The 19619-nt window shown below is 55.5% G+C and carries 14 protein-coding genes and 1 pseudogene; 10 read left to right on the top strand and 5 right to left on the bottom strand.

The genetic code is table 11. The annotated features are described in order from the left end of the window. The first annotated feature begins 8 nt into the window (after positions 1 to 8). Together ACEQU8_RS05045 and ACEQU8_RS05040 are read left to right on the top strand one after the other, a co-directional pair. Positions 9 to 2153 carry a 3-hydroxyacyl-CoA dehydrogenase NAD-binding domain-containing protein gene (locus ACEQU8_RS05045; RefSeq protein WP_370261959.1) on the top strand — a complete coding sequence of 715 codons (2145 nt, stop codon included), beginning with the start codon at positions 9 to 11 and terminating at the stop codon, positions 2151 to 2153. A gap of 25 nt (positions 2154 to 2178) precedes the next feature. Continuing rightward, the gene (locus tag ACEQU8_RS05040; protein ID WP_370261958.1) at positions 2179 to 4527 is read left to right on the top strand and encodes an acyl-CoA dehydrogenase; all 2349 of its coding nucleotides are present in this window, start codon (positions 2179 to 2181) and stop codon (positions 4525 to 4527) included. A gap of 14 nt (positions 4528 to 4541) precedes the next feature. Here the strand turns inward: ACEQU8_RS05040 and ACEQU8_RS05035 are convergent, their stop codons facing one another. Then, positions 4542 to 7535, bottom strand: a complete 2994-nt coding sequence (locus tag ACEQU8_RS05035) for an ankyrin repeat domain-containing protein (protein WP_372521228.1) — start codon at positions 7533 to 7535, stop codon at positions 4542 to 4544. A gap of 92 nt (positions 7536 to 7627) precedes the next feature. Here ACEQU8_RS05035 and ACEQU8_RS05030 point away from each other — a divergent pair, with 92 nt between their 5' ends. Both ACEQU8_RS05030 and ACEQU8_RS05025 read left to right on the top strand, forming a co-directional pair. Next, the gene (locus ACEQU8_RS05030) at positions 7628 to 8626 is read left to right on the top strand and encodes a CaiB/BaiF CoA transferase family protein (protein WP_370261955.1); all 999 of its coding nucleotides are present in this window, start codon (positions 7628 to 7630) and stop codon (positions 8624 to 8626) included. Positions 8627 to 8937: 311 nt separating this feature from the next. Further along, on the top strand, positions 8938 to 10698 hold the full coding sequence (locus ACEQU8_RS05025) for an AMP-binding protein (RefSeq protein WP_370261954.1): 1761 nt from the start codon (positions 8938 to 8940) through the stop codon (positions 10696 to 10698). Positions 10699 to 10771: 73 nt separating this feature from the next. Here the strand turns inward: ACEQU8_RS05025 and ACEQU8_RS05020 are convergent, their stop codons facing one another. Further along, positions 10772 to 11428, bottom strand: coding sequence for an OmpA family protein (locus ACEQU8_RS05020; protein WP_370261952.1), 657 nt, complete (start codon positions 11426 to 11428; stop codon positions 10772 to 10774). A 116-nt stretch (positions 11429 to 11544) separates the two neighbouring features. Between ACEQU8_RS05020 and ACEQU8_RS05015 the strand changes: the two genes are divergently transcribed. Next, complete coding sequence (locus ACEQU8_RS05015; protein ID WP_370261950.1) at positions 11545 to 11928, top strand: CidA/LrgA family protein; 384 nt, start codon at positions 11545 to 11547, stop codon at positions 11926 to 11928. Beyond that, on the top strand, positions 11925 to 12674 hold the full coding sequence (locus ACEQU8_RS05010) for an LrgB family protein (protein ID WP_370261948.1): 750 nt from the start codon (positions 11925 to 11927) through the stop codon (positions 12672 to 12674). Before ACEQU8_RS05015 ends, ACEQU8_RS05010 begins: the two co-directional genes overlap by 4 nt. Positions 12675 to 12834: 160 nt before the next feature. Here the strand turns inward: ACEQU8_RS05010 and ACEQU8_RS05005 are convergent, their stop codons facing one another. Beyond that, positions 12835 to 14124, bottom strand: a complete 1290-nt coding sequence (locus ACEQU8_RS05005) for an MFS transporter (RefSeq protein WP_370261947.1) — start codon at positions 14122 to 14124, stop codon at positions 12835 to 12837. Between the two features lie 27 nt (positions 14125 to 14151). Beyond that, positions 14152 to 14526, bottom strand: a complete 375-nt coding sequence (locus ACEQU8_RS05000; RefSeq protein WP_370261981.1) for a DsrE family protein — start codon at positions 14524 to 14526, stop codon at positions 14152 to 14154. A 242-nt stretch (positions 14527 to 14768) separates the two neighbouring features. Between ACEQU8_RS05000 and ACEQU8_RS04995 the strand changes: the two genes are divergently transcribed. Genes ACEQU8_RS04995 through ACEQU8_RS04980 form a run of 4 tightly spaced genes read left to right on the top strand, consistent with a single transcriptional unit; the run spans position 14769 to position 19545 of the window. Further along, positions 14769 to 16382, top strand: coding sequence for a type II secretion system protein GspD (locus tag ACEQU8_RS04995; protein ID WP_370261945.1), 1614 nt, complete (start codon positions 14769 to 14771; stop codon positions 16380 to 16382). Further along, positions 16379 to 17221, top strand: a complete 843-nt coding sequence (locus ACEQU8_RS04990) for a hypothetical protein (protein WP_370261944.1) — start codon at positions 16379 to 16381, stop codon at positions 17219 to 17221. The genes ACEQU8_RS04995 and ACEQU8_RS04990 overlap by 4 nt, the downstream gene beginning before the upstream one ends. 9 nt (positions 17222 to 17230) lie before the next feature. Next, positions 17231 to 18937, top strand: a complete 1707-nt coding sequence (locus ACEQU8_RS04985; protein ID WP_370261943.1) for a GspE/PulE family protein — start codon at positions 17231 to 17233, stop codon at positions 18935 to 18937. Beyond that, entirely contained in the window at positions 18934 to 19545 is a 612-nt protein-coding gene (locus ACEQU8_RS04980; RefSeq protein WP_370261942.1) for a type II secretion system F family protein, read from the top strand. The genes ACEQU8_RS04985 and ACEQU8_RS04980 overlap by 4 nt, the downstream gene beginning before the upstream one ends. Here ACEQU8_RS04980 and ACEQU8_RS04975 read toward each other — a convergent pair. Then, a pseudogene (locus tag ACEQU8_RS04975) lies at positions 19502 to 19619 on the bottom strand (SDR family NAD(P)-dependent oxidoreductase); the annotation flags it as partial. The gene ACEQU8_RS04980 and the pseudogene ACEQU8_RS04975 sit on opposite strands and share 44 nt — an antisense overlap.

Below are 19619 nucleotides of genomic sequence, written 5' to 3'. Positions count from 1 at the left end.
GAACACACATGAGTGCAGTGAAATTTGAACTCGGCCAGGATGGCGTTGCAGTGGTCACACTGGACATGCCCGGCCGTTCCATGAATGTATTGAATGAAGAACTGATGGGCCCTTTTGCCGAGGTGCTCACACGCATAGAGACCGATGCTGCCGTGAAGGGCGTGGTGCTCACCTCTGGCAAGGCCGAGTTTTTAGCGGGCGCCGACCTCGACAAGGTGTATGCCATCACCAAACCCGAAGAGGCTTACGAGCTGGCCGAAGCCTTTAAAACCCTGCTGCGCCGCATGGAAAAGTGCGAAAAGCCCATGGTGTGTGCCCTAAACGGCACCGCCCTGGGGGGTGGCTTAGAATTGGCGCTGGCCTGTAACCACCGCATCGCACTGAACAACCCCAAGGCAAAATTTGGCTTGCCCGAGGTGAAATTGGGCCTGTTGCCCGGCGGTGGCGGCACACAACGCTTGCCCCGCATCATTGGCATTCAAGCCGCGCTTGAAATGATGACCCAGGGCACCGAGCTGCGTGTGGAGCAGGCCGTTAAAAAGGGCATCATCAACGACACCGCCGACAGCATCGACGACATGATCGCCAAGGCGCGCGCCTGGTGCGTGGCCAACCCCAAGGTGCAACAGCCTTGGGACCAAAAGGGCTTTAAGTTTCCAGGTGGGGACTCCAAGCACCCCGCCATTGCGCAGGTGTGGGCCATTGGGCCATCGATTGCCAACCAAAAAGCTTTTGGCAACTACCCCGCCATTGGTCACATCATGAGCTGCGTGTTTGAAGGCGGCTTGACCGACATTGACACCGGCCTGAAAACCGAAAGCCGCTTTTTTGCCGCCTGCGTGATTTCGCAAGAAAGCAAGAACATGATGAACACCCTGTGGTACCAGCTCAACGCCATCAAAAAAGGCCAGAGTCGCCCGCAAGGCCCCGCCAAGAGCAGCGTCAAAAAGATTGGTGTGCTTGGGGCTGGCATGATGGGTGCCGGCATTGCCTATGTGAGTGCGAAGGTGGGCATTGAAGTGGTGCTGATCGATGCAAGCCAGGAAGCGGCAGAGAAGGGCAAAGCCTACTCCACCAACCTCTTGGACAAAGCCATCGCCAAGAAAAAGAGCACACCCGAGAAAAAGGAAAAGCTTCTCAGCCTGATTACCCCCACCACCGATTACAGCCTGTTGCAGGGTGTGGACCTGGTGATTGAAGCCGTGTTTGAAGACCGCGGTGTGAAAGCCGATGTAACCGCCAAGGCGGAGGCCGTGATTCCAGCCACCGCTGTGTTTGCATCCAACACTTCCACCCTGCCCATCACCAGCCTGGCCGAAGCCTCCAAGCGCCCCAATCAGTTCATTGGTCTGCACTTTTTCAGCCCCGTGGACAAAATGCCCTTGGTGGAGATTATCTGCGGCAAGCAAACCGATGACGACACCCTGGCCAAGGGCTTTGACTATGTTCAGCAAATCGGCAAAACCCCGATTGTGGTGAACGACAGCCGGGGCTTCTTCACCAGCCGAGTGTTTGGCACCTACCTGATGGAAGGTGCTGCCATGGTGGCCGAAGGGGTGCACCCGCGCAGCATCGAAATGGCGGGTGTAGAAGCCGGCATGCCCATGCCTCCCTTGGCCATTCACGATGAAGTCAGCCTAAGCCTCTCGATTTTGATCGAGAACCAAACCCGCAAAGACATGGAAGCCGCTGGGCAAAAATTCCCCGAGCACCCTGGCTCCAAGGTCATGCGCACCATTGCCGAAAAGCACGGCCGCGTGGGCAAAAAAGCCAACGCGGGCTATTACGACTACACGCCCACGGGCAAAACCCTGTGGCCAGGTTTGCAGCAGGAATTCCCCCTGGCCCCGGTGCAGCCAAGCGCCCAGGAAATTCAAGACCGCCTCATGTACATCCAGGCCAATGAGGCCGCCAAGTGCCTGGGCGAAAAGGTGTTGCGTACCGTGGCCGATGGCAACATCGGTTCTATTTTTGGATTGGGTTTTGCGCCCTTCACCGGAGGCATGCTGCAGTTCATCAATGCCAAGGGCCTGCCCCAGTTCGTGGCGCGGTGTGAAGAGCTGGCTGCCAAGTATGGCGAGCGTTTCCAGCCTGCGCCCATTTTGAAAGAGCTGGCTGCCCAGGGCAAAAAGCTTGAAGACACTTTGAACTAAATCACTGAATAACAGGAGCAGTACCATGGTATTCAAAACCATCATGAACGGCCTCATCAAGGCCAAGGCCATGCCACAAATTTCTGCCACCGAGCGCCAGGCGCTGGAAGCTGGCACAGTGTGGATTGACGGGCAAGTGTTCTCTGGCAAACCCGACTTTGCCAAAATGTTTGCCGAGCCCTACAGCCAACTTAGCCCACGCGAACGTGCGTTTGTAGATGGCCCTGTGCAAGAGTTGTGCACCTTGTTTGATCCGCACGAGGTGGCCACCACCCGTCGCATCCCTCAGGCGGCCATCGACTTCATGGCCAAAAACGGGTTTTATTCTTTCCTGATTCCTCAGGCCTACGGTGGTCTGGAGTTTTCTGCCAACGCCATTTCGACCATCATGGCCATGCTCACCAGCTACAGCCCATTGCTGTCCACGCTGGTGGTGATTCCCAACAGCTTGGGCGCGGCTGAGTTGATCAAGCACTACGGCACTCAGGCCCAAAAAGACCACTACCTGCCGCGTTTGGCCAATGGCGACTACCTGCCTTGTTTCGGCCTTACCGAACCGACTGCGGGTTCGGATGCTGCGTCGATTCTGGCCCGTGGCCTGGTGTTTAAAAACGCTGAAGGCAAGGTTCAGATCAAGCTGAATTTCCGCAAGCGCTACATTACCCTGGCGCCAGTGGCCAACCTCATTTCACTGGCCTTTAAACTGCAAGACCCCGACAACCTGTTGGGCAAGGGCGCAGAGCCCGGCATCACCGTGGCCTTGGTACACCGTGGCACGCCAGGCCTGGAAATGGGCAAGCACCACCAGCCCATTGGTGATGCGTTTTACAACGGCCCGATTGTGGGCAAAGACGTGGTGATCGACGCCGACGAAATCATTGGCGGCAAAGAGTGTGCAGGCCAAGGCTGGCGCATGCTGATGGAACAGTTGGCCGGTGGCCGCGCTGTTTCGCTGCCAGCCGGCGCAGTGGGTGGCATGCGTGCCGCTGCTGCCGCTGCGGGCGCCTACGCCAAAGTGCGCCAACAATTTGGCATGCCCATTGCCGAGATGGAAGGCATCCAAGAAAAGTTGGCCGAAATTGCAGCCATGGCTTACCTGGCCGAGGGCTCTCGCATTTATGCCTTGAGCGCGTTGGACAACGGCGAGCAGCCCCCTGTGGTGTCAGCCGTGTGGAAAGCCTACCTCACTGAGCTGTCTCGTGAGCAGGCCAAAAACGCCATGGACGTGATGGCCGGTGCAGGCGTGATGCAGGGCCCCAACAACATCATCGGTCGTGGTTACTGTTCAGCCCCCGTGGCCATTACGGTGGAAGGCGCCAACATCATGACGCGCAGCCTGATCACCTTCGGGCAGGGGGCGGTGCGTTGTCACCCCTATGCGTTCAAGATTGCCAATGCTTTGGAAGCCAACGACCTGCCGACGTTCAGCAGTGCGCTGAAAGGCTGGATTGGCCACATGGTGGGCAATACTTTGCGCTTGATTGGCATGACCGCCACACGCGGTGCAATCGCCAGTGTGCCAAACATCGAAGGCGTATCGCCCTACTTGAAAAAGTTGGCTTGGGCCTCCACCCGCTACGCCTACCTCACCGACATGGCGCTCATCAACGTGGGCGGCAAGTTGAAAGCCCGCCAGCAGCTCACAGGCCACTTTGCTGACGCCTTGGCATGGCAGTTAATGGCCATCTCGACCGTGCGTCGTTATGTGGCCGAGGGCGAGCAGAAAGAAGACCTGCCAATTGTTCAATATGCGCTTGAATACTCACTTGAAAAAGTGCAGCGTGCGTTTGAATCCATTTACGCCAATTTTGGTAACAACCTGTTGGGCAAGTGGATGCGCACCGTGGGTTACTTCGGCTTGCGCATGAGCCCACTCACCGGCGCACGCCGTGATCGACTCGTGCCTGTGGTGGCCAAGACCATCACCAAAACCGATGCGCAGTCGGCGCGTATTCTGGGCGATTTGCCTTTGCCAAAAATCAACCTGGCTGAGTTGGACAGCGATGAGGCTTTGGCCGCAACCCATGGTGTGAAGCGCCTGATGGCCGCCTTCATGGCTGTGCAAGAGGCCGATGTGGTGCAAGCCAAAATTTTGAACGCCCGCCGCGCCAAGATGATCGAAAAAGGCAGCGTGCAAGACATGGCTGAGGCCGCTCTGGCCAAAGGCATTATTACAGCAGACGATAAAAAGCTGCTCGATCGTGCCAACCGCTTAAGCCTTGAAGCGATCATGGTCGATGAGTTTACGCCGCAGCAGTTCTTTGGCGACAACTCGGTGACCTATGCGCCGGGTTTTGAGTGTGCCAATGTGCCCAATGTGGCCCACGCGGCAAGCAAACCAGCGCAAGCTGAAAAGCTGCGCGTGGTGGCATAACCCTCGCTAGGGGCTTAACGCCGAGCTCGGGGCGCAGGATTGTAGTCCTGCGCCCTTCTTAATTTTGCGTCCCGTATTTTGGGGTCTGCCCCCAGGCTAAACAGCAACTGAATCATGTCGAGATTGGCGTTGCGCCGGGCATAATGCAAGGGTGTTTTTCTGGCATGTGCCAAGCTGCTTTTCGCATTTACATTTGCACCTGCACCCACTAACACTCTGACTACACCCAATTTGTTGTTGATCACCGCGTGATGTAATTTGTTCAAACCATCAGCACCCAAGGCATCCAAGCTTTTGTCTAGCGCCAATGCGCGAATTGCAAAGTCGTGGTTGCCGTGATCTATCGCCAATTCGAGTGCAGTTTTGTTGTTCTGAACTTCAATGTGCAAGTTTAGTCCGAAGGGTTCAAGCTGTTTGAGCATTTCAAGTTGAGCCTGAATGCGGTGTTCATTGGCCTCGCGTGGTTCCAAATGCATGGGGGTGTAGCGGCACATCACCAAATTTTCCAAGCAAACTTTGCTAGGTTTAAATACACTTGCGTGCTCCAGCAGTTTTGCGAGTGTCTTATTCAAAAGCAAGCTGCCGCAATAGTCAACGGCACTGTGACCCAGGTGGTCGGTCACATGTGTAGCGCCATGTTCCAGCAAAAGCTCGATTAGCCTTATTTTGTGAGTCTCGCTGTGGTGGCCTTTGATCACTTCTAAAAGTGGTCTGCGTTGTGCTTCGCCGTTGGGGTTCGCTCCCTTTTGCAGCAGCATGCGGCAAATGTCGGTTTGATCCCTTGTGTTGATGCTGTTGTACTCTTTGTTGCTGATTGCAAGCCACAAGGCATGATCAAGCAAACCTTTCCTTGCCTGCAGAGGAAATAACTCTGGGCTATTCAGCATTTTGTTAAGCGTATTGATTTTCAGGCCAGCGGCTGCCAGTTCAATGGGGTGTTCACCAAAGTGGTTTTCGTAGTCTCCCAAACCCGCGGCTATCCATGCATTTAGCATTTGAAGAGCCTGTTCATCATTTTTTTCGCTAAGCCAGAATTCTAAAGCGTTGTATGAGTCCTCAACTTCCTCGTTCAATCTTGGTGAATATTTAAGAATTGCATCCAACACTCCCTTGTTGTTGATTGATTCTGCCTGTTCTTGAATCAAACGGGTGGCGACGTTCTGTGCAGCTTCAGCACTGCCCGGCAGATGGTCAAGCAATTCTGTGAGCACGTCCCCTCGGTTATTGAATATGCACTGTTGGTAGGCGTCGTTCACGAGTTGATTGTTGGGGTTTGGCATACCCAGCAAGTGGGTCCGCAGCTTGGGGTTGCAATCACCCAGTATGTCACTTAGCAAGGTGTTTTGAAGGCTGGTGTATTGAAGGTTGGGGTGACCTAGCTCATGGATTTGTTCAAAAGCCTCGATGATTTGTTGTGGCTGCTCAAGGCGCATCACAGCGGAGGCAGCCAAAAGCGATCGCGCTGAAACTGTGAAGTTTTGGACAAATGGCTCAAGCGCAGCCAACATTTTTTGCGCATCAGCCATCCCGCTGTGTGCGCAGATAAAAGCCGCCGAAACCATTAACTGGTCAGGTAAGTCGTTGCCAAGGGCGTAGTTGAAAGTGTCTTCGAATTCCGGTTGGTTGCGCAGTAACTCAACCAAGAAGTTCTGAACGTTTGCCCCTTTCAGTTGAGTACACGCATGGTTGATCTGGTCTTCGGTGACTGCATCCAGAGTGAGTAGCTCCGCTATGCGCTTGTTCGGGGGGCCTTCTTCGATCCATGTCCATGGCCCCCATTGACAAAGCTGGTCAGAGCCCGTCGCGTTTAATGCAAATCGCGCAACACGCCACTCTGGTCCCCTGGTTTGAAGTTCACGATCGGCTTTAAGTGTGTTTAAAAGATGCACAACCAAAAGCGTGGGGTTGGTGTGTATCTCGGGCGTAAAGGTGTCGTTCAATCTGAATATCACGTTTGGTTTTACTTCACCAAACGCATTGGCTAATTTGGGCAAAACCAACTCCACGGCATCCTTGAAAGAAGCTTGCTGGGCGGGTGTGAGTTTGGCTAACTCCTGACCGGCAAGGTCAAGGCCTTCTTGCGCGATAGCGCCCAATGTGTTGGGTATGCTCACCAACTGCCGAATTTTTTCAAATGCTTTGTTTCTTATATGCATGGGCACAGAATCAAAATATGTTTGCTTGCTCGCATAAACATCATCAAACTTTTGGGCTTGAAGCCCCAGTTGCGGTGCAAGCTCGTCCATCCAGGTTTTAACCATGTGAACTTCATTAACAGCGTAGTACCGGTTTGATTTAAATAAATCTGCTACCACTTCGCGGATTGCCTGTTGGGCTGTTACAAACCTCATTGTTTCGACCCGCTCTGGTAGTTTGGGAGGGAACAGCGCATGCTTCAGGGAGGTTGCGATCTCTTTGGTTTTTTGAATCAACCCAGGGCCGCAAATGTCCAGCTCAGCCTCGAGGTTTTGAAGAATAGGTATGCATAAACTAGCCGCATTGACAGGCACATGCTTTGGGTTTTGGTGGGCATACCGAAGCAGTGTGTCGATGTGCCTTAGTGATAAACAGGCATCTTCATACAGTGGTAACAAAGTGGGCGCACTGTGCCTCACGGTGCCCCCTTTGGGTTCAACAAGTTCAAGTTCATTAATTAGCGTGCTATAGCCTTTGTGCTCGATTCCGCTGTATTTCCCGGCTTGCAAACGTTTTAAGCAATCGATCATTTCCTGGGCAAAAGATTTGAATTCATCGCTCCGTTGGAATTGCTGCAGTGCGAGCTCGTAGCCAATACTTTGGTTTTCGGTGTTGATCAGGTACTTGCTCAGGTTTGGATGCTGGATGGCCGCCAGGATTGCCTCTGGGGTCTGTGGCGTGTCGCTTCGTCCAGCGCTGTTTGAGGTGTGTGGTATTTCGGCAGGATCCGCAGGGTGAGACGGTGAGCTAACTGTTGCGGCTACGTTGGGCATGGCATAGCGATATTGGTTGTCAACCCCACTGAGGGTCATAAACTGGAATATCGGTTCCCTTATTGCGTATCCTGGGTTACCTGCGTGATATACAATTCGAACAAATGTTTGGTATAAACAGGAGCAAACCCTTGGCCCCCATCCATGACCCCACCCTGCTAGAGGGCATCACCATACTCGATTTGTCACGCAACTTGCCTGGCCCGGCCACTACCCTGGCCCTGCAGCAAATGGGTGCAACCGTCATCAAGCTCGAACCCCCGCATGGCGACGACGCCAAAAGCATGCCCATGCTTTACCAAGCCTTGAACAGCAAAAAAACAATTGTCTCCGCCGATTTCCGCAGCCCCGAGGGCATACAGGTGCTCAAGGAGTACGCGGCGAAAGCCGATGTGGTGGTGGACGGCTTTCGCCCCGGCGTGATGGCCGACATGGGGTGTGGATACGACACCTTGCGCCAGCTCAACCCTCGCTTGGTGATGTGCTGCATCACCGGTTACGGGCAAGAAGGCCTTTTGGCCGAAAAAGCTGGGCACGACATCAATTACATGGCCTTAAGTGGTGTGCTGCATGGTTTGCAAACAGCACAGGGGGACATTCCGGTGCCAGCCGTGCAGTTTGGGGATTTGTTGGGCGGAACGGCGTACGCCGTGCAGGGCATTTTGGCTGCATTGCTGAAGGCCCAACGCACGGGGCAGGGCAGCTTCCTTGACATCTCGATGACCCACAACCTGTGGAAGCAAAACATCATGCCCGAGAGCATGGAGCAAATGTGGACCATGCTCACCGGCAAGCCGGCTCGCCATCAAGACGATCTGCTCAGTGGTGGCCTGGCCTGCTACAACGTCTACCAAACCGCCGATCAACGGCACCTGGCAGTGGGCTCGCTAGAGCACAAGTTTTGGAAGGCCGCTTGCGAAGCCATGGGCAAGCCCGAATGGAGCGCCGTGCACTGGAGCCGGGGCGCCATGCCTGGCACCCCTCAGGCCAAAGAAATGCTGGCCAATATGCAGGCCTTGATTGCCTCTCAGCCTTTGGCGCATTGGGAGCAGGTGTTTGCCAAGGTGGACGCGTGCGTGACGCCGGTGTTAAGCCGGGCGGAAGTGAAAGCCCGCGGCTTGCTGGCTTAGTTTTCAGGTCACCCAAAACACGGTATGGGTGGTTTGCTCGGCGCTTTGCTGCTGTAAATTTTCGGATGCTACCCCGCAAATCCAAGTTGCAAAAGCTTGGTAAATCGGGGTGAGTTGCCGATAATTTTGCGCATCTTACGTGATTCTTACCAAAACTTGCGCAAGAGTGTTATCGTTAGATTTGCCGGAAGTCTTATACAACACCAATAAATATCGAGCATTTAAAAATGCCTGGCCCGGGGAGACAGCACAGCGCCAGTTCGCATGGCATTCTCCATGGCCGCAGGCTCGGTTTACAGGAGATACATCACATGTCAGCACGTCCAGAAGACGCCCCCAACGTATCGCCAGACCAGTTCAACGGCTTTGTAAGCAAAGAGGCCCAAGAGCTGTTTGAGTCAAGGTACTGGACCAAACACTACCCTCCGGGCGTGTCTGCCGACATGCCCCCGCTGCGCTACACCAGCATGCTGCAGTTGGTTAACGAAAGCCTGAAAAAGTTTGCAGACCGCCCTGCGTTTGTAACCGCTGGCACTGAATTCACCTACCGGCAGGTGGACGACCTGTCGGACCAGTTTGCAGGTTATTTAAAGAGTGTTGGCGTAAAGCCGGGCGACGTGGTGGCCATCATGCTGCCCAACTGTGTGCAGTTCCCCGTGTGTTTTGTAGGCGCCATGAAGTTGGGCTGCACGCTGACCAATGTGAACCCGCTGTACACCGTGCGCGAATTGAATCACCAACTCAAAGATTCTGGCGCCACCACCATTGTGGTGTTCGAGAACTTTGGCAATACGCTGCAAAACGCACTGGAAGGCACCAAGGTTAAAAACATCGTGATTACCCAGTTGGGCGACCTGCTGGGTGGCCTGAAGGGTTGGATCATTAACTTCGTGATGCGCAAAATCAAGAAGATGGTGCCCGCATACAACCTGCCACAGGCTGTGCCTCTTAAAAAGGCCTTGGCCGCTGGCAAGGGCGTGGGCTTTGACCAGCCCAACCCCACGCTGGACGACGTGGCCTTGCTGCAATACACCGGCGGCACCACAGGTGTGTCCAAAGGCGCCATGTTGACCCAGCGCAACCTGATGAGCAACATGGAGCAGGGCTTGGCCTGGATGAGCGAAGCCATCGGCAAAGACCCCATCACCGTGGTCACCATGCTGCCGCTCTACCACATCTACGCTTTGGCTGTGAACTGCATGTTGTTCATGACCTTTGGTGCGCGCAACATCCTGATCGCCAACCCACGCGATGTGGGCACCGTGATGAAAGTGCTGCGCAAAGAAGAGTTCCACGTGATCACTGGCGTGAACACTTTGTTCAACGCGTTCTTGAACAACGCAGAATTCTGTGCACGCGATTTCTCGAAGCTGAAGTTCACCATGTCTGGCGGTATGGCCCTGCAGCAGCCCATCGCCGAGCGTTGGTACAAGGTCACGGGTTGCGCCATTTCTGAAGGCTTCGGCATGACCGAAACTTCCCCAGTGGTCACTGTGCCCCCTCTGCACGGCGAACAGCCCCCAGCCTTCCGCGGCAACGTGGGCATGCCCATTCCTGGCACCGATGTGCGCCTGAAGCTGGACAATGGCTTGTGGGGTGGTGTGGGTGACGTGGGTGAAATTTGCGTCAAAGGCCCGCAAGTGATGAAAGGCTACCTAAACCGCCCTGAAGAAACCGCCAAGACCATCGACAAAGATGGTTGGTTGGCCACGGGTGACATTGGCATCATGGACGAAAAAGGTTTCTTGAAGATTGTGGATCGCAAGAAAGACATGATCATCGTCAGCGGCTTTAATGTGTTCCCCAACGAGATTGAAGACGTGGTGGCTCAGCACCCAGGCGTGTTGGAATGCGGCGTGGTGGGCGTGCCTGACCCAGTGACCGGCGAAAAAGTAAAATTGGTGGTGGTGAAAAAAGACCCCAACATCACCAAGGAAGATTTGATCGCGCATTGCCGTCAAAACCTCACTGGCTACAAAATTCCGTCGTTTGTGGAATTCCGCGACGAACTGCCCAAAACGCCCGTGGGTAAAATTTTGCGCCGCGAGTTGCGCGACAAACCTGCAGCCTAAGCCGTTTCGGTTCAGGCAACAAAAAACCCGGTTGATTGCTCAACCGGGTTTTTTTACGCCTGTAAACGCTGTGTTAATTGCGCACGTACATTTCAACGCGGCGGTTTTGCGCACGGCCTGCCTCTGTGTCATTGCTGGCCACCGGGAAGCGCTCACCCAAACCGGCTGCGGTTAAGCGAGAAGGGGAGATGCCCTTGCCGGTCAGGAAGCTGGTCACAGACTGCGCACGGCGCACTGACAAATCCTGGTTATACTCATCGCTGCCCACACTGTCGGTGTAACCAATCACGCACACAATCGTATTGGGGTTGTCGCGCAGGGTGGCCGCAATTTGGTCCAATGTGCCCGCAAACTGGGGCTTAATGGCGGTTTTATTGGTGTCAAACAAAGCGGCTCCGGGAATGTCCAGCATCACCGAGCCGTCGCGTTGTTCGCGCACTGCAATTTGGCTGCCCACCAAATAACCAAACAGCCCACCCAGAGCAGCGCCACGCACGGTGTCTTTGCCGTCAATGCTGTTGCCAACAATGGCACCACCAATGGCGCCCACAGCGGTGCCGATGGCAGTTTTGGTGTGGTCCACCTTGCGCTCGGGCGCGATTGGGCAGCCAGCCACGGCCACGGGTGAGCCTGGCGCTGGTTGCGCGGGGGCCTGGGGTTGTTGAATTACATTGGCGCAGCCGGCAGCCAGCAAAGCCAGGGCCAGCGCAGAAGGTGTAGCAAATTTCATGAGCATCGTCCTCAAGTGTTATTCTCAAACGGTTTGCATGTGTGTTTCATTGTAACGTCCATGCCAAACATGGGTTGACTATGTAAACGTCATGATCCAAAAACTCCCGAGGTTACATGCTTAAATCCCTCACCATCTTGTTGGCATTCCAGGCTCTGGGCGAGTTGCTCAGCTTTGCATTTTTGCCCCTCATCCCGGGCCCGGTTCTGGGTTTAATTGCCTTGCTTTTGTTTTTTGTGATCAATAAAGGGGTGCCCGAGGGCATTGCCGGCACGGCGAATGTGTTTACCTCCAATTTGGGTTTGCTGTTTGTGCCAGCGGCGGTGGGGGTGGTGGTGTTTTGGCCAGTGTTGGCCCAGTACGGCTTGGTGATTCTGCTCACCTTGCTGGTGAGCGTGGTGTTCACCCTGGCTGGGTCCGCTTACTTGCTAGATCGTCTGGCGGCGCGTTTTATGCCCGGCTCGGTGACTCAAAGTGACGAGCCTGGACAACACCCATGAACAATTCGCCCCGCGCACTGGCCGACCTGCCAGAAATTTGGGTTTACCTTAGTGGCAACCCCCTAACATCCCTGTTCCTCACTTTGTTGGCCTACCAAGTGGGCCTGTGGTGTTACAAAAAAACCGGCCAACTTCCTTTTGCCAACCCGGTGCTCATTGCCGTGGCACTGCTGGCCATTTTTTTGCAAGTCACAGGCTTGAACTACCAGCAATACTTTGAAGGTGCGCAGTTCGTGCACTTTCTGTTGGGTACGGCCACGGTGGCTTTGGCTGTGCCCATTTACCAAGGCTTAACGGCCGTCAAGGGTCAGGCCTTGCGCACCCTGGCCTTGCTGAGCGTGGTGTTGTTGGTGGGGGGAGGGCTTTCTATTGCCAGCGCACTGGGCACCGCCCATTTGCTTGGGGCTGACCTGGATATTATTCAAAGCCTGTGGGCCAAGTCGGTCACCGCGCCCATCGCCATGGGGGTCAGTGAGCGGGTGGGGGCATCGCCCACGCTCACCGCACTGTTTGCCATTGTGACGGGTATTCTGGGCGCGGCGGTGGTTACGCCGCTTTTCAATGCCATGGGTTTGAAGCGTTGGTGGGTGCGCGGCTTTACCTTGGGGCTGGCCGCGCATGGCATTGGCACGGCGCGCGCGTTTTCAGTGAACCCGGAGGCTGGGCGCTACGCCAGCTTGGGCATGGGCTTGCATGGCATTTTAGGGGCTGTGCTCATTCCTTGGGTGTTTGGTTTTTTTGCTTAGTACACATGCGTATTAAAAACAGGCCGCCCAAGCTGCCGCAAACACCGCCCGCATGTCAGGGCTGAAGTAAGCGCTGCCCGCCAGCAACGTCGCCAACACCAGCAGCACGGCCACCCAGGCAGGCATCAGTGGTTTGCCTGCGGTGGCCTGTGGATCATGTTTAGGTGGCTGGTGCAATGGCATGTTGGGGTTTGGCGCTTTGTTCCTTAATGGGCCAGTTTATCAAAGCAGCCAGCACACTCAAAGCCACGCACACCCACCAGGCAATGGTGTAGCTGCCCGTGGTGTCGTAAAGCCAGCCGCCGGCCCAGCCACCCACAAACGCGCCCAATTGGTGAAACAAAAACACCAAACCACCCAGCATGGCCAGGTTGTTTACGCCAAACATGCTTGACACGGTGCCCGTGGTGAGCGGCACAGTAGACAACCACAACACACCCATGCCTGCCGCAAACAGGTAAACGCTCCACTCGCTCAAAGGCAACAACACAAAGGCAATCACCAACACGCCCCGTAGGCCATAAATGGCGCTCAGCACCATGGGTTTGCGGAACTTGCCACCCAGCAGGCCTGCAAGGTAACTGCCTAAAATATTGAAGAGCCCGATCAAGGCCAGCGCTGCGCTGCCCGCGCTGGCAGAAATGCCTTGGTCTTGAATATAGCTTGGCAGGTGAATGTTGATGAAAATAATCTGAAACCCGCACACAAAGTAACCCACGCTCAGCATTAAAAACGCCTTGTGCTTCAGGGCCTCGCCCAAGGCGGCCCACATGCCTTGCTCGGGGGGCTGGCTGGCCACGGCTGCCGTGGCCACTGTGCTGGGTTGGGGTGTTGTTGCCGCAGGGGTCATGCCTTTGCCCGGCTTTAATTTGCGCTTAAGCAAAGGGTAGGCCAATAAGGCGATGAGGCTGGCAAAACAGGCCAACACCACCAGGGCGGATGACCAGCCCATGCGGTTGATTAAATACAAACCGCCGGGCAAAAAGGCAAACTGCCCCAGTGAGCCCAAGGCCATGGAAATGCCCATGGCCATGCTGCGCTTTTCGGGGGGCATGGCGCGGCTAACCGCTCCAAACACCACAGGGAATGTGGTGCCGCTCAAACCCAAACCAATCAATATGCCGGCACTGAAAGTAAGCATGCTGGGGGTTTGGGCGTCTGCCATCAGGTACAAGCCCACGGTGTAGAGCACCGCACCGCCAATCATCGTAAGCGCAGCGCCAAAGCGATCGGCCAGCCGCCCAACGAAAGGTTGCGCCAGGCCCCACACCAGGTTTTGCAAGGCAATTGAAAAGGCAAACACCTCGCGGCCCCATTCATTGCTCACACTCATGGGTTGCAAAAACAGCCCGAATGAGTGCCGAATGCCCAGCGAAATGGTCATGATAAAAGCCCCGCACCACAACACGGTGAGCGGGGAAACAGGCTTATACGAGCTGGCTTGGGTCATGAGTGGGTGCGTGGGGTTAGGCCCCAATTATGGTTTGATGTAAGCAAAACCCTGTTGGGTTTGAAGGTCGGCAATGCGCACCACCCCTGAGGGAGTGAACTCCGCGTCCAGAATGAACTGATCCCGCTTCAAATTGCGGTTTTTCAGGGTGATCTCGCAAATCTCGAATCGAACCCCGCGCGCGCTCAAAGCGTTCACCAAAGGCGCATAGGCTGTACCGGTTTTTTCATGCTTGGCGCCTTCCATCAGGTAATCCACGCCTGTGGAGTGGTTCACGACGATGATGGTGGTCTTTGGAGCCACATCCAGGTGGTTGCGCAAGTTGCGTAAGGCGCTAAGGGCTTGGCCATCGGTATCGTTGATGTGGTAGACCACCTTGGAGGTGATGTCTTGCGTGTGCATGCGCACAGCGGCTACGGCTTCTTGCGCACTGGCAGTTGGGCCAAAGGCCAGGCCCAAGCTGGCACCCAGCAGCAAGGCTTGAAGTTTGATGGCTTTCATTGTGTCCTCCTGTTTTAAAACGGCTAACCCTACCTTGATACCACAAACAGGTGGGGTGAAATGGCTGACTCCTTCGAGGGATGTGTTAGCCGGTTAACTTGCGGATACTCAACCCTACCGAGTAACAAGGTTGGAAGGGGAGCATGGTGTCACAAGCCAAATCTAGCACCGCAACACGCACCAGGAAAATTGGTGTTTACGCGGCGTTACTGTCTGCGCTTTCTGCCTGTGCGCCTTTGCGCCCTTGGGTGGACACGCAGGCGTTCAAAGACAAAATCAAAACGCCTGAAATCAATGTGGCCAACCAAACCGCCTCCCAACTCACCCTGCCCATTGAGCGTTTGCCCTCCGATACGTTCTGGGTCAGGCCGCAAGCATCTCAGGGCGTGCTTCCTGACCGGCAGGTGAATGCTTTGTCAGTCACCGAGCGTGGCTTGTTTGATGTGCTGCAGATCATTTTTGATAACACCAATGTGCCCCTTAGTTTTGAGGGTGGGGCCGATGCTGCCTCACGCTATGGCGTGGTGACCTTGAATAATTTAAGCGGCAGTTTGCCCGAGGTCATGAACAAGCTCGGTGAAATCATGGGCTTTTTTTGGACGGTGAGCGACACGGGTGTGTTGCGCATCATGCCCGAGCAGCAGTTTGTGGTCACCATGCCACCAGTGATCAACGAGGACAGCATGGCAGGCATCACCAACACCATGCAGTATTTGGGTGCGCGCGATGTGTACCTAGATCGAATCAATCGCTCGCTGGTGTTCCGGGCCAACCGTCGAGCCTTGCAAGACATTCAGGCCTACCTGGACCGCGCCCGCGCCACCCGTTCACTGATCGTGTACGACATGAATGTGCTGCAAGTGGACCTCAATGACAGCGCCAACATGGGGGTGCGTTGGGAGCAATACAAACAAGGCACTGGTTTAAACACTGCGCAAGATTCCAGCCTGGGTGGAGCCTCCAGTGTGGCCGATCGAATTACCCAGCTTTCACGCACCGGCACGGGCATAGAGACGCTGATTTTTGGCGAGAATTTCTCTGCCAATTTTTTAATTGATTTTTTAAAAACCCAAGGCGATGTCAAAACGCTCAGCCAACCCAAAATTGGCTTGATGAATGGTAGCAACGGCAACATTCGCGTGGGCCAGTCCACCACTTTTGTATCGCGGGTGGGCTCACAAATTGTCAATGGTGTGGCGCAGTCTACGGCAGATACACAAAACCTCCGCACTGGCTTGGAAGTGTCGCTCACCGGCGAAACCCACGACGCCACCATTTACACGCGCATCAATATTTCTATCACCGAGCTGCTGGCGCTTAAAAAATTCACGGCATTGGGCGTGGACTTGAATCTGCCCGAGGTGGCCGACCGTGAACTTAAAACCCAAGTGCGTTGCCGCCCTGGCGACACCATCTTGCTGGGGGGCATCACCGTGTCGCGCGCTCAAAACGATTTCATCAATGGTTTGGGTACACGCAGCAAGTCAGAAAGTGCCAAGCAAACCGAACTCGTGATCACCATACGGCCGCGTCTGTTGATGTTCGACGACGTGGCCAGCGCCGAGCGCATGCGCCAAGAAAAGCCAGAGCAGCTGCAAGCGCCAACTCAGGGGCAAAAGCCCGCCACCATTCTAGAGCCAGTGGCTTCGGTGGCTGGCCCCACACCCAAGGCCAGCTTGCCCTTGCGTTTAAGCACGCAATTGGCTGCGCCCGCTGAGCCCGTTCAAATGATCTCAAAACTGGTGGGGGCACCATGAGTACGTTAAAAATAGGCGTGGCGGTGTTGCTCATGGGCATTGGCATGGGCTCGGCGGCACAACAAAATATTGCCAACCCCCTCATCCGCCCTGCCTCGGTGCTGCAGCAGCCAGCCAATACACAAGCACAGCAAGGTGGAGCCCCTTCTGCACCGGCAAGCCCGGACAATGCCGAGGAATTGCAGCGCCAGGCCGAGCGAAGAATCACCCAAGAGGACCTCAACATTCGTCAACAACGACTGAATTCACCCGTGGTGCCTCAGCCCTTGGTTGCCATGTTTTCCGGGATGCAAGTCACTGCATTGGTTCAGGGGTCTGTGGTGCTTCGCAGGGTGGAAACCGACATCGCAGCAGGCGCGGTTCGAACCAGTTCGCCAGCGGCCAACAACAATCCTCAAGCCGCGCAAGCAAGCGCCGCAGCAGAGGCCCCGCGCTTGGTGTCGCGCTCAACCGCCGCATTGCGCTTGAGGGTTGGGCAGACCATGAACCTCAATGGCTATGCAGTCAGGGCGCGGGTGAGTGGCCAAGAGGTGTCGGTGGATTGGCTAAGCGATGCAGGCCAGTGGACCAATGTGTACTTTGGTGCATTGGAGTCCAGCCATGGCGGCGTGCCCCAGGTGCCCAGCGACTCGCAGTTGATCGAACCTGACACCCCGGCATTTGACCACCTGGTTCCCGTGTTGCGCAGCCGAACATTCTCCGCCAATGGCCCAGCAGGTGGCGGAACACCTGGTGGTTTTGGGGGAGGTGGATTGGGTGGTGGCTTTCCCGGTGGTGGCGGGGCCGGTGGGTTTCCCGGGGCATCTCAGCCCGGGTTTGGCACGGGTTTCCCAAACTAAGGTGGCGGCATGAAAGCAAGCACTCAAGATTTGTTGCAGGCTGGCTTGGATGAGGGGCAAATCAGCATTCTGCGCCTGCAACACAGCCATCTGCGTAGCGAAGGGCGCCCAGCAGAGCTCACCAAGCTTGCCATGCGCTCCCGCTTCGTAGGTGTGGAGTCGCTTGAACAAACCACGGATGCTTCAGAGGGGGGGGAGTCCATCTCGGATTCCTACAAGCTACAAACAATTATTCCGCTGGACCTGTGCAAAAGATTTTTGTGTGTTCCATTGGAATACACCAAAGGCATTTTGTACCTGCGTTGCGCGCAGCCACTGAATGAAAGCCAGCGCAAGCGGATTGTGGAGCTTTTGGCTCCCCGGGTAAAAGTGCTGCAAATTTTGCCGGCCAGCCGGCAAGAAATTAGCGAAGTGCTCAACCGCATTGAACAATCGGGTTCGGTGGGCGGGCTGATTGCAGCCATGAAGCAAGATGGCCTGGATGCTGGGCGCCTGCGTAGCCTGGTGTATGCCGTACTCAAAGAGGCCTTGTCACTGCGTGCCAGCGACATTCACCTGGCCCGAAAAAGCGACCCCGATGCCTGGATTGCCTACCGGGTGGATTCACAAATTCGACAGATGCATTTGTTGCCCGAGTTGCTGATGCAGTCTTTGGTGGCTCGTATCAAGATTGAAGCGGGCATGGATGCCTCAAATAGCCGAACCGCGCAGGATGGCCGCATCGCCCTGGACCACGAAGGCCGTGTGGTTGATTTTCGAATTTCAACCCAGCCGTTGGTGGATGGCGAGTCAGTGGTGCTGCGCGCACTGGATGCATCGCTGCTGCCCAGCTTGGGCGCTTTGTTTCCGGCCCAGCCCGAGATGGTTGATCTGGTGCGCGGAATCACCGCGCAAAGCGGCAAAGTGGGCGGCATCGTGTTGATCTCGGGTGCGACAGGTTCTGGCAAAAGCACCACCCAATACACGATGGCCTGTGGCTTTCGCCGTGACAGCATGAACGTCATCACGGTGGAAGACCCGGTGGAGTACATTCTTCCCTTTGCCAAGCAAATTCAGCTGCAAGCCTTGATCAAACAGCGCGCCATTGAACTGGAGCGCTCCATTTTGAGGCAAGACCCAGACATTCTAATATTTGGGGAAATTCGCGACGCCGACTCAGCCCGTGCCGCCTTGGCTTTTGCTGAGAGCGGTCACACAGTAATTACCACCTTGCATGCAAACGGTGTGGTGCAGGTGCCTGAGCGGTTTTTGTCTTTGGTGGATGTGCATCACCGAAATGACGCCGAGTTTTTGCTGGCCCATTTTTTAAAAGTGATCATTCACCAGCGGCTGATTCGCCGTTTGTGTGTGTGTGCAGTGCCGCTTTCTGAACCCGAATTTGAGCACTGTGATTTGCAAATGCAGCGCGCCACCGGCGGGTTGATCAATGCAAGCCCGGGTATGAAAAAGGCAGTGGGTTGCCCTCGGTGCAATGGCACAGGCTACAGCGGACGTGTGGTGGCCCACGAAACCCTCAAAGTGATCGACAACGATGATGGTCGCGCCAGGTTTGTACATGCTTTCAAGCAGGGCGATTTGGTGTTGCCGTGCAATTTGAATGCAGAGCATGGTGTACACCATGTCAGCCGACTGCAAACCTATGATGTGCTGCTCAAGCATGGCGTAGTCGATTGGCCCACGGTGCGACTGGCCATGGGCGTGGGGGCAGACGCATGAGCATTTCCAACTTCCGTGTGTTGTATTTGGCACCCCAAATGTTGGACGCCACGGCTCGCCCCGACGAAAGGCTTGCCGGTTACTTCAGGCACGAGCTGGTGATCGCGGCCACTCGCCAGCGCGACGCCATTTTGCACGTGGCCGAACGCGGTGGGGTGGTGCTGGACATTCTGGAAATTTCTCCCAAAAGCCCTTGGAAGAAACTCTTTGGTGGCAAGGTCAGCCGAGGCTATAAACAAAAGTTTCTTCATGCCATTGCGTTCAACGTGCGTTCGGGTTTGTCGCCCGAACGCTCCTTGGAACAAGTGATTCTTGGCGAGCTTGGCGAGCAGCGCGTGGCCCTCAATCAGTCGCTGAATGCGTTGCGCCAAGGCCATGGCTTTGTTCAATCCCTGGAACTGCTGGGCTGGTTCGACGACTCCACGCTGGCTGTATTAAGGGCTGGCGAGGCCGCCGGCCAGCTGAGCCAATCGCTGGAAACCGCAGTGAGCTTTTACGAAAAGGGCTCTGCCACCTTGAAGCTGATGTTTGGCGCTGTGGCCTGGACAGCATTGGATTTGGTCACCAATCGTCACGGCTCATTTTTACAAACGTGCCGTCGCGGGTAATGCCAGCATTGTTCACCAACACACTCACGGTGCCGTGCTCGGCTTTCACTTTTTCAAAGGCCTCTACCGTGCTA

Source organism: Limnobacter sp. (assembly GCF_964228395.1).
GTDB lineage: Bacteria > Pseudomonadota > Gammaproteobacteria > Burkholderiales > Burkholderiaceae_B > Limnobacter.
Note: the sequence above shows the minus strand (reverse complement) of the source record. Positions and strands in the feature narration are given on the sequence as shown.